Source organism: Ruegeria sp. AM9, assembly GCF_056540565.1.
On sequence record NZ_JBQFWY010000017.1, the window covers coordinates 1 to 15158 of the forward strand.

Sequence of the window (15158 nt, forward strand, 5' to 3'; positions counted from 1 at the left end):
TGATGCCGCGCGCTTTCTCTTCCGGCGCACCGTCGATTTGGTCATACGCTTTGAAGTCACCGAAATACTTGGTGATCGCTGCGGTCAGCGTGGTCTTGCCGTGGTCAACGTGGCCAATCGTGCCGATGTTGACGTGCGGTTTTGTACGCTCAAACTTTTCCTTTGCCATGATGGCCTCCTTTGTCGGTAATGAAGGGAGCCCCAGACCGGAGCTCCCTCAAATCTTCGCTTATGCGTATTTCGCCTGAATCTCGTCCGAGATGTTCTGCGGAACCGGATCGTAGTGCGAGAACTGCATGGTGAACTGGGCACGGCCCGACGACATCGAACGCAGAGTGTTGATGTAGCCGAACATGTTCGCCAGCGGAACGTTCGCATCAATTGCGATGGCGTTGCCGCGCGGCTCTTGGCCCGACACCTGGCCCCGACGCGAGGTCAGGTCGCCGATGATACCGCCGGTGTATTCTTCCGGGGTGATCACTTCGACCTTCATGATCGGTTCCAGCAGTTTCGCGCCTGCTTTGCGCATGCCTTCACGCATACACATCCGCGATGCGATTTCGAACGCCAGAACGCTCGAGTCAACGTCGTGGAACTTACCGTCCAGCAGGGCAACCTTGAAGTCGATCACGGGGAAGCCAGCCAGAGGGCCGCTATCCATGACCGAGTTGATGCCTTTTTCAACACCCGGGATGTATTCCTTCGGAACCGCACCACCAACGATGCGGCTTTCGAACGAATAGCCTTCGCCCGCTTCGGTCGGCTGGATCTCCAGCTTGACTTCCGCGAACTGACCCGAACCACCCGACTGTTTCTTGTGGGTGTAGGTGTGCTCGACCGGCATCGAGATGGTTTCACGATAGGCCACCTGCGGTGCACCAATGTTCGCTTCAACCTTGAACTCGCGCTTCAGACGGTCAACCAGGATGTCCAGGTGAAGTTCGCCCATGCCCTTCATGATGGTCTGACCCGATTCCAGGTCGGTTTCCACGCGGAAGGACGGGTCTTCGGCGGCCAGACGGGCCAGACCCTGGGACATCTTCTCTTGGTCGCCCTTGGTTTTGGGCTCAACCGCGATCTCGATCACCGGATCGGGGAAGGTCATGGTTTCCAGAACCACTGGATCCTTCGCGTCACACAGGGTGTCACCGGTGGTGGTGTCTTTCAGACCCGCCAGCGCGATGATGTCGCCTGCAAACGCTTCTTCGATCTCTTCCCGGTTGTTCGAGTGCATCATCATCATACGACCGATGCGCTCTTTTTTACCTTTGGTCGAGTTCAGGATCGAGTCGCCCTTGTTCATGGTGCCCGAGTAAATCCGGGTGAAGGTCAGCGAGCCAACGAAGGGGTCGTTCATGATTTTGAACGCCAGACCCGAGAAGGCCATGTCGTCGTCTGCACGACGCGCAATGTCACGAACTTCGTCCTCGTCGCCGGGCTTGAAGCCCATGTAGTCGACAACGTCCAGCGGGCTGGGCAGATAGTCGATCACAGCGTTGAGCAGCGGCTGAACGCCTTTGTTCTTGAACGCCGAACCACCCAGAACCGGAACGAACGCGATTTCCAGCGTACCTTTGCGCAGCAGTTTGCGCAGGGTCGGAACGTCGGGCTCATTGCCTTCCAGGTATTCCATCATCGCGTCGTCGTCCATTTCGACGGCCGCTTCGATCATCTTGCCGCGCCATTCGTCAGCCATGTCTTTCAGGCTGTCGCGGATCGGAGCTTTGATCCAGCTTGCGCCCAGATCTTCGCCCTGCCACAGCCACTCTTCCATGGTGACCAGGTCGACCAGGCCTTCCAGCTCGGTCTCGGCGCCGATCGGAATACCAACCGGAACAGCGCGTGCGCCGGTGCGGTCTTCGATCATGCGAACGCAGTTGAAGAAGTCTGCGCCGATCTTGTCCATCTTGTTGACGAAAACCATACGCGGAACCTTGTAGCGGTCAGCCTGACGCCACACGGTTTCGGTCTGGGGCTCAACACCGGCGTTTGCGTCCAGAACGCAGACGGCACCGTCGAGAACCGCCAGCGAGCGTTCGACTTCGATGGTGAAGTCAACGTGGCCGGGGGTGTCGATGATGTTCAGGCGGTGCTTGGGAGTTTCTGCGGTCTGACCGTCCTCGGTGCGCTCCCAGAAAGTGGTGGTCGCAGCCGAAGTGATGGTGATGCCGCGTTCCTGCTCCTGCTCCATCCAGTCCATGGTGGCTGCACCATCGTGCACCTCACCGATGTTGTGGGATTTACCAGTGTAATACAGGATACGCTCCGAGCAGGTGGTCTTACCTGCGTCGATGTGCGCCATGATACCGAAGTTACGGTAAAGTTCGAGCGGATATTCGCGTGCCATTTTTGATAAGCCTCTGAATTACCAGCGATAGTGGCTGAAGGCTTTGTTCGCCTCGGCCATCTTGTGGGTGTCTTCGCGCTTCTTCACGGCGGTACCGCGGGACTGTACAGCGTCCAGCAGTTCACCGGCGAGGCGTTCTTCCATGGTGTTTTCGTTGCGGCCGCGCGCAGCAGTGATCAGCCAGCGGATGGCCAGTGCTTCGCGGCGTTCGGGGCGAACCTCGACCGGAACCTGATAGGTTGCACCACCAACCCGGCGCGAGCGGACCTCGACCGACGGTTTGATGTTGTCGAGCGCTTCGTGGAACACTTCGACCGGGGCGCGCTTGATCTTGGTCTCAACGCGGTCAAATGCGTTGTAGACGATGCGCTCTGCGACCGACTTCTTGCCGTCGATCATCAGGTTGTTCATGAATTTGGTCAGAACCTTGTCGCCAAATTTGGCGTCAGGCAGGACTTCGCGTTTTTCGGCGGCGTGACGACGTGACATATCAGCCTCTCCTTCTTACTTGGGACGCTTCGCGCCGTATTTCGAACGGCGTTGCTTACGATCTTTGACGCCCTGAGTATCCAGAACACCGCGCAGGATGTGGTAACGCACACCGGGAAGGTCTTTCACACGGCCGCCACGGATCAGAACAACCGAGTGTTCCTGCAGGTTGTGGCTTTCACCGGGGATGTACGAGATGACCTCGAACCCGTTGGTCAGGCGCACTTTGGCAACCTTACGCATAGCCGAGTTCGGTTTCTTCGGTGTGGTGGTATAAACACGTGTGCAGACGCCGCGTTTCTGCGGGCACTGCTCCAGGTGCATGGACTTCGAGCGTTTTACTTTGGGCTGCCGCGGTTTGCGGATCAGCTGTTGAATAGTTGGCATTCCGGTTTCTTCCCCGTTTTGCAACACACATGACATGCACGCGGGTTGCGTGCGGTTAAATTCGCTGCACTCATGCGTCCACAAGCGCAAAACCCGCGAGCGTTCCCATTCCGAGGTGAACGTCGCGGTTTGTTATCAGAGGGCGCGAACGATAAAAGTGTCCGGGCCTTGACCAGTTCATTACTGAAATCGGTTATGGGGCGGCCCCCGGTACCGAGATGACGCGCGTAATAGGGGGAGTCGGGCCAAGTGTCAACAGTAACTCCTTGTCAGAAAGTCACGCTAGCCGCACCCCCACTTACCTGCCCGGTCATGCGTTTTCTGGCCTGTTGCGCGTTGCGGGTTTCTGGACGCGAGGGCATAGTCGCAACGACGACCTGAACCACGGATGATTCATGCAAGTCATAGGCCTCTGCCGCTTTTCCTACCCCGCCCTTGGCGGCTTTCAGGTCGAACATGACACGATCGAGGAACGCCGGCGGTATCTCTACAACCCGGCCCGTCTGGAAGAGCGGTTCCGCCTGTTCGAAACCACCACCCTGCCCTGTTTCAAGGAACAGACCGATGAGGATTTTCAGTTCCTGATTGTGATCGGGGAGTGCCTGCCGAAACCTGCCTTTGACCGGCTGCACGATCTGACCTCTGGCATGAAACAGGTCCGGATCATCGCGCGCGAACCCGTCCGGCACCGTAAAGTGATGAAACAGATCCTGAACGCGGCGCGCGACAACCCCAGCGCGCCGTGCCTGCAGTTCCGTCACGACGATGACGACGCCGTCTCGGTGGATTTCGTCGAACGCCTGCGCATCGCCGCGGTCGAGGGCGAAACTCTGATGGCGAACAACAAAACCGTCGCCATCGACTATAATCAAGGGTTCCTGGCCCGTTTCGGCCCGGATGGCATTCGGGCCGCACAAGTGTTTCGCCCTCTGCTGGGCGTTGGGCTCGCCATGCATGTGCGCGGCGGCTGCGAGCAGACGATCATGAATTTCGCCCATCATCGCATCGGGAACTTCATGCCGGTGATCAGCTATCCGGACGCGCCAATGTGGGTGCGTACGCTGAACCAGTTCAACGATTCACCCCATGCCCGCAAAAGCACCACAGAATTGTCCCCGCTGACACCCGAGCAGGAGGGCGAATTCATCGCCCGCTATGCTATCGAGCAGGACGCGGTCCGGCGGGCTCATTCCGCGGCGTGAGAGTGCCGTTCGCGGAACAGCGTAAATAGTCCGGCGCCCACCACCAACGCTGCCCCGAACAAAGTGACCGCGTCTGGCCAGTCTCCGAACACCAGCCAGCCCAAGGCCAGCGCCCAGATCAGGCTGGAATAACGGAACGGCGCGACAAATCCGACGTCTCCAACGCGCATGACCATGACGCTGCACAAGTAACCGGTCAGCACGAACACCGCAGCACAGGCAACCATCAGCCCGGCGCCCGTCGGGACCGGCTGCCAGCCTGACGCGAGAGAGGCGCATCCGGCCGCAACGGTGATGGTGAACGAAGTCGCCAATGTGACGGCCAGCGAAGGCACATGGATCGACATGCGCCGCGTGATCAGATCGCGGATCGTGACTGATACAACAGCGATCAGCGCGTAGATGGCATAGATGCTGAACCCCTCGGGGCCTGGTCGCACAATCAGCAGCATTCCGAGGAACCCCAGCACAATGGCCAGGACCCGCCGCCAGCCGATCTGTTCACCGAAGAACACCACCGCGCCCAGCGTCACGGTCAGCGGCAAGGCCTGCAGCACGGCCGTCACATTGGCCAGCGGCATATGCAGCAGCGCGGTCAGGAAGAAGAATGTGGCGGATAGTTCAGCCAAACACCGTGCCGCCACCAGCCACTTGTCATGGCGCGGAAAATTCAGATGCAGCGCCCCCAGATTGCGCGCCAGCAGGTACACCAGAGCCGTCGCCAGAACCCCACGCATGGCGACCATCTGGAACAGCGGCACCTCCGCCCCGGCGGCCTTGATCAACGCATCATTGATGGTAAAGGCCGCCATGCTGCCGTTCATCAACAGCGCGCCTTTTATGTTTGGGGTCATGAACGTGTCCTGATCAGCAGTGTTCAAAAACTGATACTATCTGCTTCGAATTGATCTGTCCGGTCAGATGGCGCACCCCGCCGATGACATCTTCGGTCGTCCACTGATCCAAACAAAGCCTGTCAACATCTTCCACCGTAATTTCCAGAACTGGTCCCGGATCGGCAATATCTGCGAGCACAGCTTTGGTGTTTGCTTGGCTCAACACACCCTCGTGATACGCCAATAGGGCAAAACTCACCTGAAACTCTTCGAGACCATCCAGGCGCATATCACGAAGCGCACCATAGGCTTTGGCAAAAGAGCTCTCCAAGTCCTCCAGACACCTTATGACCACGAAATCCATCAGCCACTCTGGCGGCGCCTCGACCTGCAGCAATAGTTGCGCTGCCCAGTCAGAGAGGTCTTCGGTTGTCCAGTAGCGTCCTTTGACAGCAGCGTAGACAGCACAGATTAAATCCTCTTGTGATCGAATTCTCAAGTTTTCGATTTGCATTTATAGAACCTACAATTCCCCGCGAACCTTCATCAATATCTTACCAAGCTTGTTCAATCCCTGCCCGTCCGGCCCGCAACCCCAATAGGAATCCATCGGCGCATTCTCGACGATCTCCGCTGTTCCAGTCCCCAGCAACACGTCACGAGGGCGCTCGTGCGTTGCGAACTTGACCCGAACAGCATCCAGCATGATCAGATCTTTCACCTCATCCCAATCCGACCGCAGAGCAACGTTCCGGGTCATGCCCAGCGCCTTGGCATTCTTCGGCCTGTTGCTGAGCCGAATACGTTCACGATATCCCGCATCATGGAATTTCTGTGCTTGGAAATAGTGCTCGACCGTGCGCCACCACATTCCATCCATAGCGACGCCAAATGGTGCAAAGTTCGAGAACTCGGCATACGGGTCCGTTTGCGCATAGAAGTAAACGGTTGATTCAAATTCGTTTTCACTCATACGGCAAGCGAACACCAGAATGCACCGCAAACGCAAGCGCGGCGGCTTCTTCCACGATGCCAAAAGAAAAGGCCCCGCGTTTCCGCAGGGCCTTTCCTGAAATTATACCAAAGCGCTTACTCGCGGCTTTCAGGTGTTTCCACCAGAACGTCCAGTTCGTCGCCGACCATGTCGTCTTCGACCATCGGCGCAGCCAGGGCAGCGGCGGCTTCGGCCTCTTCCCGGCGGGCTTCAATCACGACGTTGTCGCGCGACTGGGCAACCTGACGCACGGCCTGGGTCGCACCACCGGTACCGGCCGGGATCAGGCGGCCAACGATGACGTTCTCTTTCAGGCCAACCAGCTTGTCCTTCTTGCCCTGAACCGAAGCTTCGGTCAGCACGCGGGTGGTTTCCTGGAACGACGCCGCCGAAATGAACGAACGCGTCTGCAGCGAGGCTTTGGTGATCCCCAGAAGGATCGGCTCGCCCTGTGCCGGACGTCCGCCACGCGAGATAGTTTTCTCGTTGGCCGCGTCGAACTCTTGTTTGTCGACATGTTCGCCTTTCAGCAGGGTGGTGTCGCCTGAATCCAGGATCTCCCACTTCTGCAGCATCTGGCGCACGATGACCTCGATGTGCTTGTCGTTGATCTTCACGCCCTGCAAGCGATAGACGTCCTGCACCTCGTCGATCATGTAATCTGCCAGCGCTTCGACACCCATGATGGACAGGATGTCATGCGGCGCCGGGTTACCGTCCATCAGGTATTCACCCTTCTGGATGAAGTCCCCTTCGGCGACCGGGATGTGCTTGCCCTTGGGCACCATGTATTCGATGGTCTCCATGGACTCGTCAGCCGGTTCGATGCTGATGCGGCGCTTGTTCTTGTAGTCGCGACCAAAGCGCACGTAACCATCGGCTTCTGCGATGATCGCGTGATCTTTTGGACGGCGGGCTTCGAACAGTTCGGCCACACGCGGCAGACCACCGGTGATGTCCTTGGTCTTGGCGCCTTCACGCGGGATACGCGCAACAACGTCACCGGCTTCGACCTGCTGGCCATCTTCAACCGACAGGATCGCATCCACCGACATCGGGTAGTGAACCGGGTTGCCCGCATCGTTGCGGACCGGCTCGCCATCTTCACCGACCAGAATGATCTCGGGCTTGAGGTCGCTGCCTTTGGGGGCGGCGCGCCAGTCGATCACGATCTTCTGGGTCATACCGGTTGCTTCGTCGGTCTCGTCGCGGACAGCAAGGCCCGAAACAAGGTCGACGTATTTCGCGGTACCGGCTTTCTCAGCGATGATCGGCAGCGTGTAGGGATCCCATTCGAACAGCTTGTCGCCACGGGCCACTTTGGTGCCGTCCTTGACGAACAGCTTGGAGCCATAGCCCAGCTTGTGGCTGGCACGCTCTTCGCCATGCTCGTCTTTGATCACCAACTTCATGTTCCGGCCCATGACCAGGCTTTCGCCTGCCGCATTGACCAGAATCTGCGGGTTCTCGAAGGAAACGACACCGTCCTGGCTGGCTTCCTGGAACGACTGCTGACCACCTTGCGCAACACCACCGATGTGGAAGGTCCGCATGGTCAGCTGTGTACCGGGTTCACCGATGGACTGGGCGGCGATGATGCCGACAGCCTCACCCGTGTTCACCATGGTACCGCGTGCAAGGTCACGACCGTAGCAGGTTGCACAAACGCCTTCCTCGGACTCACAGGTCAGAGGCGAGCGGATGCGCATCGAGGCAACAGCTGCCTCATCGATGGTGTCAGCCATACGTTCGTCGATCAGCTGACCAGCGGCCACCAGAACCTCATCCGTACCCGGACGCAGAACGTCGTCAGCTGCCACACGGCCCAGCACACGTTCGGCCAGCGAGGCGACAACCTCACCGTCGTTCACGGCGGCTTCGGCAGTGATCGCACGCTCGGTGCCGCAGTCGATCTCACGAACGATGCAGTCCTGTGCCACGTCCACCAGACGACGGGTCAGGTAACCCGAGTTCGCCGTCTTCAGAGCGGTATCCGACAGACCCTTACGGGCACCGTGGGTCGAGTTGAAGTACTCGAGAACGGTCAGACCTTCTTTAAAGTTCGAGATGATCGGCGTCTCGATGATGTCACCGTTCGGCTTGGCCATCAGGCCGCGCATACCGCCCAGCTGTTTCATCTGAGTGACCGAGCCACGCGCACCCGAGTGGGCCATCATGTAGACCGAGTTCGGTTCCTGCTCGGACCCGTCTTCTGCCCGATCCGACGACGAGATCGTCGACATCATCGCCTCGGTGACGCGGTCGTTACACTTCGACCAGGCATCGACAACTTTGTTGTACTTTTCGCCCTGAGTGATCAGGCCGTCCATGTACTGCTGTTCAAAGTCCTTCACCTGACCGCGGGTGTCATCAACGATGCCCCACTTGTCGTCCGGGATGACCATGTCGTCCTTACCGAACGAGATGCCCGCCTTGAACGCTTCTTTGAAGCCCATCGACATGATCTGGTCACAGAAGATAACCGACTCTTTCTGACCGCAGTAGCGGTAGACGGTGTCGATCACCTGCTGCACTTCTTTCTTCCGCAGCAGGCGGTTGACCAGCTCGAACGGCGCCTTGTTGTTCATCGGCAGCAGAGCACCCAGACGCAGACGGCCCGGAGTGGTCTCGTAACGCTTCTGAACTTCGTTGCCTTCGTCGTCGATCTGCGTGATCCGCGCGGTGATCTTGGTGTGCAGATGCACTTCACCCGCGTCCAGCGCGTGCTGAACTTCTTCGATCGAACCAAACACTTTGCCTTCGCCCGGCATGCCCTCACGTTCCAGGGTCACGTAGTAGAGACCCAGGATCATATCCTGCGACGGAACGATGATCGGCGCGCCGTTTGCGGGCGACAGAACGTTGTTCGTCGACATCATCAGAACACGCGCTTCCAGCTGCGCCTCAAGGCTCAGCGGCACGTGAACGGCCATCTGGTCACCGTCGAAGTCGGCGTTAAAGGCCGAACAGACCAGCGGGTGCAGCTGGATGGCTTTACCTTCGATCAGGACCGGCTCGAACGCCTGAATGCCAAGACGGTGCAGCGTCGGCGCACGGTTCAGCATGACAGGGTGTTCGCGGATCACCTCGTCGAGGATATCCCACACTTCGGGACGCTCTTTCTCGACCAGTTTCTTCGCCTGTTTTACGGTCGAAGACAGACCCTTGGCTTCGAGGCGCGAGTAGATGAACGGCTTGAACAGCTCCAGCGCCATCTTCTTGGGCAGACCACACTGGTGCAGCTTGAGTTCCGGACCGGTCACGATGACCGAACGGCCCGAGAAGTCGACGCGTTTCCCCAGAAGGTTCTGACGGAAGCGACCCTGCTTACCTTTCAGCATGTCCGACAGCGATTTCAGCGGACGCTTGTTGGCGCCGGTGATCACGCGGCCACGACGGCCGTTGTCGAACAGAGCGTCAACAGATTCCTGCAACATCCGCTTTTCGTTGCGGACGATGATGTCAGGCGCGCGCAGTTCGATCAGACGCTTCAGACGGTTGTTCCGGTTGATGACGCGGCGATACAGATCGTTCAGATCCGAAGTCGCGAAACGGCCACCATCCAGCGGAACCAGCGGACGCAGTTCCGGCGGAATGACGGGGATCACGGTCATCACCATCCACTCGGGCCGGTTGCCCGACTCGAGGAAGGATTCAACAACCTTCAGACGCTTGATGATCTTCTTGGGCTTCAGTTCGCCGGTTGCTTCGGCCAGATCAGCGCGCAGTTGCTCGGCTTCGGCTTCCAGATCGATCTGGGCCAGCATCTCACGAATGGCTTCGGCACCGATATTCGCGGTGAACGCGTCCATGCCATAGGCATCCTGCGCGTCCATGTACTCTTCTTCGGTCAGCATCTGGCCGTAGGTCAGGTCGGTCAGACCGGGCTCGATGACGACATAGTTTTCAAAGTACAGAACGCGCTCCAGATCGCGCAGCGTCATGTCCAGCATCAGACCGATGCGGGACGGCAGCGATTTCAGGAACCAGATATGTGCGACGGGCGCGGCCAGCTCGATGTGGCCCATACGCTCGCGGCGGACTTTCTGCAGGGTGACTTCCACACCGCATTTCTCGCAGACAACACCGCGATACTTCATCCGCTTATATTTGCCGCACAGACATTCGTAATCTTTGATCGGGCCAAAGATACGCGCGCAGAACAGACCGTCACGTTCAGGCTTGAACGTCCGGTAGTTGATGGTTTCGGGTTTCTTGATCTCGCCATAGGACCAAGACAGAATCCGCTCGGGCGACGCCAGCGAGACCTTGATCTCGTCGAAGACCTTCGGGGGCGTCAGCGGGTTGAACGGGTTGTTGGTGATTTCCTGGTTCATTGGATTTCCTTTCCAAGCTCCGGGCAATTGATCGTAGACGTGTTGGTGATGTCGACGGGCCCGCGCGGCCCGTCACCGTGGACGTGAACATCGTCCGTCCAATCCACATCTTCTTTCGTGAGCAATTGCTTGGACCCACATGTTTCTGAAATTGCGGTCATGATTCCTTCGGGTTGAGATGCCCGAGACGTCGCTTGGTAAATTGCCACTTGGTGAGTGGCCGGTTTACCAAGCAAAGACGTCGATCCAGCAGGCAATTCCGAAATTGTGAAGCTCGACTCAGCCGAGCAAGCACACAGAACTGCTATTGGAGCGACAGACGTCATCGCTAATCTCACTCCTCAACCTCCGCATCCAGGAGTTCCATATTCAGGCCGAGGCCACGGACTTCTTTCACCAGAACGTTGAACGATTCCGGTACGCCCGCTTCAAAGTTATCCTCGCCCTTGACGATCGACTCGTACACTTTGGTCCGTCCGGCGACGTCATCCGATTTCACGGTCAACATCTCCTGCAGGGTGTAGGCGGCGCCGTAAGCTTCCAGAGCCCAGACTTCCATCTCACCAAAGCGCTGGCCACCGAACTGCGCCTTACCACCCAGCGGCTGCTGAGTAACCAGGCTGTACGGCCCGGTCGAACGCGCGTGGATTTTGTCATCCACAAGGTGGTGCAGTTTCAGCAGGTACTTGATGCCCACAGTGACCGGACGCGCGAATTGCTCACCGGTACGACCGTCGAACAGAACCGACTGACCGCTTTCCGAGAAGCCCGCACGCACCAGCGCGTCGTTGACGTCAGCCTCTTTGGCACCGTCGAAGACCGGGGTTGCGATCGGAACACCGCGGGTCACGTTGCCCGCAGCCTCGATCAGGCCATCCTCGTCCAGACCGCTGATGCCTTCTTCGTAGACATTCTCGCCATAGGCCAGCTTCATCGCTTCGCGAACCGGGGTCAGGTCGCCGGAACGGCGGTATTCACCCAGAGCGTCGTCGATGTTCAGACCCAGACCGCGCGCGGCCCAACCCATATGGGTTTCAAGGATCTGACCGACGTTCATACGCGAAGGCACACCCAGCGGGTTCAGACAGAAGTCAACCGGCGTACCATCGGCCAGGAACGGCATGTCTTCCATCGGAACAACCTTGGAAATCACACCTTTGTTCCCGTGACGACCGGCCATCTTGTCACCCGGCTGCAGCTTGCGCTTCACGGCGATGAAGACTTTGACCATCTTCATCACACCCGGCGGCAAGTCGTCGCCACGGCGAACCTTCTCGACCTTGTCCTCGAAACGGGCGTCCAGAGCGCGTTTCTGCACTTCGTACTGCTCGTTCAGAGCCTCGACGATCTGTGCGTCCTGCTCACCTTCAAGCGCCAGCTGCCACCACTGACCACGGGTCAGGGTTTCCAGCAGGTCCTCGGTGATCACCGACCCTGCCTTGACGCCTTTCGGGCCTTTGACAGCGGTTTTACCCAGGATCAGGCCTTGCAGACGCGCATAGATGTTGCGGTCAAGGATCGCCAGCTCGTCGTCCCGGTCACGGGCCAGACGTTCGACTTCCTCACGCTCGATCTGCAGCGCACGCTCGTCTTTTTCGACACCGTGACGGTTGAAGACGCGGACCTCAACGACCGTACCGTAATCGCCCGGCTTCACGCGCAGCGAGGTGTCGCGCACGTCAGATGCTTTTTCACCAAAGATGGCGCGCAGCAGCTTTTCTTCCGGGGTCATCGGGCTTTCGCCCTTCGGAGTGATCTTGCCGACCAGAATATCGCCTGGCTCAACATCCGCACCGATGTAAACGATGCCCGCCTCGTCGAGGTTGCGCAGCGCTTCTTCACCGACGTTCGGAATGTCGCGGGTGATCTCTTCCGGACCCAGCTTCGTGTCACGGGCAGCGACTTCAAACTCCTCGATATGGACCGAGGTAAAGACGTCATCCCGCGCGATACGTTCCGAGATCAGGATCGAGTCTTCGTAGTTGTACCCGTTCCACGGCATGAACGCGACGACCACGTTCTTACCCAGAGCCAGTTCACCCATATCGGTCGACGGACCATCGGCAATGACCTCGCCCTTCTGGACGGTGTCACCCACCTTGATCAGCGGACGCTGGTTGATGCAGGTGTTCTGGTTCGAACGCTGGAATTTGCGCAGACGATAGATGTCAACGCCCGCGTCGCCCAGTTCCAGATCCTCAGTGGCGCGGATAACGATACGCTGGGCATCGACCTGGTCGATGATCCCGGCGCGTTTCGCCTGAATCGCAGCCCCCGAATCGATCGCAACCTTTTCCTCGATCCCGGTACCGACCAGCGGCGCTTCGGCGCGCAGCAGCGGAACCGCCTGACGTTGCATGTTCGAGCCCATCAGAGCGCGGTTGGCGTCGTCATTTTCAAGGAACGGGATGAGCGATGCAGCGACCGAAACCAGCTGTTTCGGCGACACGTCGATCAGGTCCACATTCTCGCGCGGGGCGAGGGTGTAGTCACCGGCCTGACGGGTCGACACCAGATCGTTGATGAACTTGCCATCAGCGTCCAGAGTCGCGTTCGCCTGCGCCACGGTGTGACGCATTTCCTCGGTCGCGGACATGTAGTGAACCTCATCGGTCACCTCGGCGTCTTTGACGACGCGATACGGTGTTTCGATGAAGCCATACTTGTTCACGCGGGCAAAGGTTGCCAGCGAGTTGATCAGACCAATGTTCGGACCTTCGGGCGTTTCAATCGGGCACATCCGGCCATAGTGGGTCGGGTGTACGTCGCGAACCTCAAAGCCCGCACGTTCGCGCGTCAGACCACCCGGGCCAAGCGCCGAGAGGCGGCGTTTGTGGGTAACCTCCGACAGCGGGTTGGTCTGGTCCATGAACTGCGACAGCTGCGACGAGCCGAAGAATTCGCGGACAGCAGCGGCTGCCGGTTTCGCGTTGATCAGATCCTGAGGCATGACAGTGTCGATTTCGACCGACGACATACGCTCTTTGATCGCGCGCTCCATGCGCAGCAGACCGACGCGGTACTGGTTTTCCATCAGTTCGCCGACCGAACGCACACGGCGGTTGCCGAGGTGGTCGATATCGTCCACGTCGCCTTTGCCGTCACGCAGTTCCACCAGCGCCTTGATGCAGGCCACGATGTCTTCGCGGCGCAGCGTGCGCAGGGTGTCCGGCGCGTCCAGAGCCAGACGCATGTTCATCTTCACACGACCAACGGCGGACAGGTCATAACGCTCACTGTCGAAGAACAGGGTGTCGAACAGGGCCGACGCAGCCTCGACGGTGGGCGGCTCACCCGGGCGCATGACGCGGTAGATGTCCATCAGCGCGCTTTCACGGTTCAGGTTCTTGTCCTGAGCCATTGTGTTGCGCATGTAGGGGCCAACGTTGACGTTGTCGATGTCCAGAACCGGGATGTCGGTGATACCGGCATCGATCAGTTCCTTGACGGTGCCGCCGATCAGGTCGCCGTCTTTGTCGTATTCCAGAGTCAGTTCATCACCGGCTTCGACATAGATCGCGCCGTTTTCTTCATTGATGACGTCCTTGGCGACGTATTTGCCAACGATGTGATCGAACGGAACCAGCAGGTCGGTAACTTTGCCTTCGTCGATCAGCTTCTTGACCGCGCGCGGGGTGACTTTCTTGCCCGCTTCGGCAATCACTTCACCGGACTTGGCGTCGATCAGGTCATAGGTCGGACGGGTACCGCGGACACGTTCGGGGAAGAACGGCGTGATCCAGCCCTTCTTCTTGTCCAGCTTGTAGGACACGGTGTTGTAATACGCGTCCATGATCGCTTCCTGATCCAGGCCCAGCGCATACAGCAGGGTGGTCACAGGCAGCTTACGGCGACGGTCGATACGGGCGAACACGATGTCCTTGGCGTCGAACTCAAAGTCCAGCCAGCTGCCGCGATACGGGATGATGCGGCAGGCAAACAGCAGCTTGCCCGAAGAATGGGTCTTGCCCTTGTCGTGGTCAAAGAACACACCGGGCGAACGGTGCATTTGGGACACGATCACACGCTCGGTGCCGTTCACGATGAACGTGCCGTTCGGTGTCATCAGGGGCATGTCGCCCATGAACACGTCCTGTTCCTTGATGTCCTTGACCGATTTGGCGCCGGTGTCTTCATCGACATCAAACACGATCAGGCGCAGAGTGACCTTCAGCGGCGCGCTGTAGGTCATGTCGCGCTGCATGCACTCTTCGACGTCGTATTTGGGTTTTTCCAGATCGTATTTCACGAACTCCAGAACGGAGGTTTCGTTGAAATCCTTGATCGGGAAAACCGACTGGAACACGCCTTTGATGCCTTCGCCGTCAGTGGGCTGCTCTGCATCGCCGGAGCGCAGGAAAAGATCATAAGAAGATTTCTGCACCTCAATGAGGTTCGGCATTTCCAAAACTTCGCGGATTTTGCCGTAATATTTACGAAGACGTTTCTGGCCAAGGAACGTTTGAGCCATGTCAGATGTCACCTTTCGATGTTCTCAGCGGGCAAAGACACCGTCGGGCCCCGGCATCTTGCACATTCGAGACGACACGTCCGGATCAATTCATG

The 15158-nt window shown here is 58.5% G+C and carries 10 protein-coding genes; 1 reads left to right on the forward strand and 9 read right to left on the reverse strand.

Annotated features, from left to right (window positions below; all coding sequences use genetic code 11):
- The 4 genes from ACR0DO_RS18090 to rpsL all read right to left on the reverse strand — a co-directional run.
- A partial coding sequence (locus tag ACR0DO_RS18090; protein ID WP_480559235.1) for a GTP-binding protein occupies nt 1-169 on the reverse strand: 169 nt, incomplete at its 3' end.
- A gap of 60 nt (nt 170-229) precedes the next feature.
- Nucleotides 230-2347 carry an elongation factor G gene (gene fusA / locus ACR0DO_RS18095; protein WP_170446861.1) on the reverse strand — a complete coding sequence of 706 codons (2118 nt, stop codon included), beginning with the start codon at nt 2345-2347 and terminating at the stop codon, nt 230-232.
- Between the two features lie 18 nt (nt 2348-2365).
- Nucleotides 2366-2836, reverse strand: a complete 471-nt coding sequence (rpsG, locus tag ACR0DO_RS18100) for a 30S ribosomal protein S7 (RefSeq protein ID WP_170446863.1) — start codon at nt 2834-2836, stop codon at nt 2366-2368.
- A 15-nt stretch (nt 2837-2851) separates the two neighbouring features.
- Nucleotides 2852-3223 carry a 30S ribosomal protein S12 gene (rpsL, locus tag ACR0DO_RS18105; RefSeq protein WP_005621086.1) on the reverse strand — a complete coding sequence of 124 codons (372 nt, stop codon included), beginning with the start codon at nt 3221-3223 and terminating at the stop codon, nt 2852-2854.
- Between the two features lie 395 nt (nt 3224-3618).
- Here rpsL and ACR0DO_RS18110 point away from each other — a divergent pair, with 395 nt between their 5' ends.
- Entirely contained in the window at nt 3619-4425 is an 807-nt protein-coding gene (locus ACR0DO_RS18110; protein ID WP_480560905.1) for a putative rhamnosyl transferase, read from the forward strand.
- Here the strand turns inward: ACR0DO_RS18110 and ACR0DO_RS18115 are convergent.
- The 5 genes from ACR0DO_RS18115 to rpoB all read right to left on the reverse strand — a co-directional run bounded on the left by ACR0DO_RS18115 (nt 4410) and on the right by rpoB (nt 15063).
- Nucleotides 4410-5279, reverse strand: a complete 870-nt coding sequence (locus tag ACR0DO_RS18115; protein WP_480560906.1) for a DMT family transporter — start codon at nt 5277-5279, stop codon at nt 4410-4412. The two genes, ACR0DO_RS18110 and ACR0DO_RS18115, sit on opposite strands and share 16 nt — an antisense overlap.
- Before the next feature lie 13 nt (nt 5280-5292).
- The gene (locus ACR0DO_RS18120) at nt 5293-5775 is read right to left on the reverse strand and encodes a hypothetical protein (protein WP_480560907.1); all 483 of its coding nucleotides are present in this window, start codon (nt 5773-5775) and stop codon (nt 5293-5295) included.
- Between the two features lie 9 nt (nt 5776-5784).
- Entirely contained in the window at nt 5785-6234 is a 450-nt protein-coding gene (locus tag ACR0DO_RS18125) for an NADAR family protein (RefSeq protein WP_480560908.1), read from the reverse strand.
- Nucleotides 6235-6350: 116 nt separating this feature from the next.
- A complete protein-coding gene (rpoC, locus tag ACR0DO_RS18130) occupies nt 6351-10592 on the reverse strand; it encodes a DNA-directed RNA polymerase subunit beta' (RefSeq protein ID WP_480560909.1) in 4242 nt (1413 codons plus the stop codon).
- 334 nt (nt 10593-10926) lie between these two features.
- Nucleotides 10927-15063: a DNA-directed RNA polymerase subunit beta gene (gene rpoB / locus ACR0DO_RS18135; RefSeq protein ID WP_480560910.1), complete on the reverse strand. Its 4137-nt coding sequence runs from the start codon at nt 15061-15063 to the stop codon at nt 10927-10929.
- Between the last annotated feature and the right edge of the window lie 95 nt (nt 15064-15158).

Excerpts from the sequence above, each read along its gene's own strand:
- fusA (WP_170446861.1), bottom strand. The coding sequence starts at position 2,347 with ATGGCACGCGAATATCCGCTCGAACTTTACCGTAACTTCGGTATCATG.
- rpsG (WP_170446863.1), bottom strand. The coding sequence starts at position 2,836 with ATGTCACGTCGTCACGCCGCCGAAAAACGCGAAGTCCTGCCTGACGCC.
- rpsL (WP_005621086.1), bottom strand. The coding sequence starts at position 3,223 with ATGCCAACTATTCAACAGCTGATCCGCAAACCGCGGCAGCCCAAAGTA.
- ACR0DO_RS18110 (WP_480560905.1), top strand. The coding sequence starts at position 3,619 with ATGCAAGTCATAGGCCTCTGCCGCTTTTCCTACCCCGCCCTTGGCGGC.
- ACR0DO_RS18115 (WP_480560906.1), bottom strand. The coding sequence starts at position 5,279 with ATGACCCCAAACATAAAAGGCGCGCTGTTGATGAACGGCAGCATGGCG.
- ACR0DO_RS18120 (WP_480560907.1), bottom strand. The coding sequence starts at position 5,775 with ATGCAAATCGAAAACTTGAGAATTCGATCACAAGAGGATTTAATCTGT.
- ACR0DO_RS18125 (WP_480560908.1), bottom strand. The coding sequence starts at position 6,234 with ATGAGTGAAAACGAATTTGAATCAACCGTTTACTTCTATGCGCAAACG.
- rpoC (WP_480560909.1), bottom strand. The coding sequence starts at position 10,592 with ATGAACCAGGAAATCACCAACAACCCGTTCAACCCGCTGACGCCCCCG.
- rpoB (WP_480560910.1), bottom strand. The coding sequence starts at position 15,063 with ATGGCTCAAACGTTCCTTGGCCAGAAACGTCTTCGTAAATATTACGGC.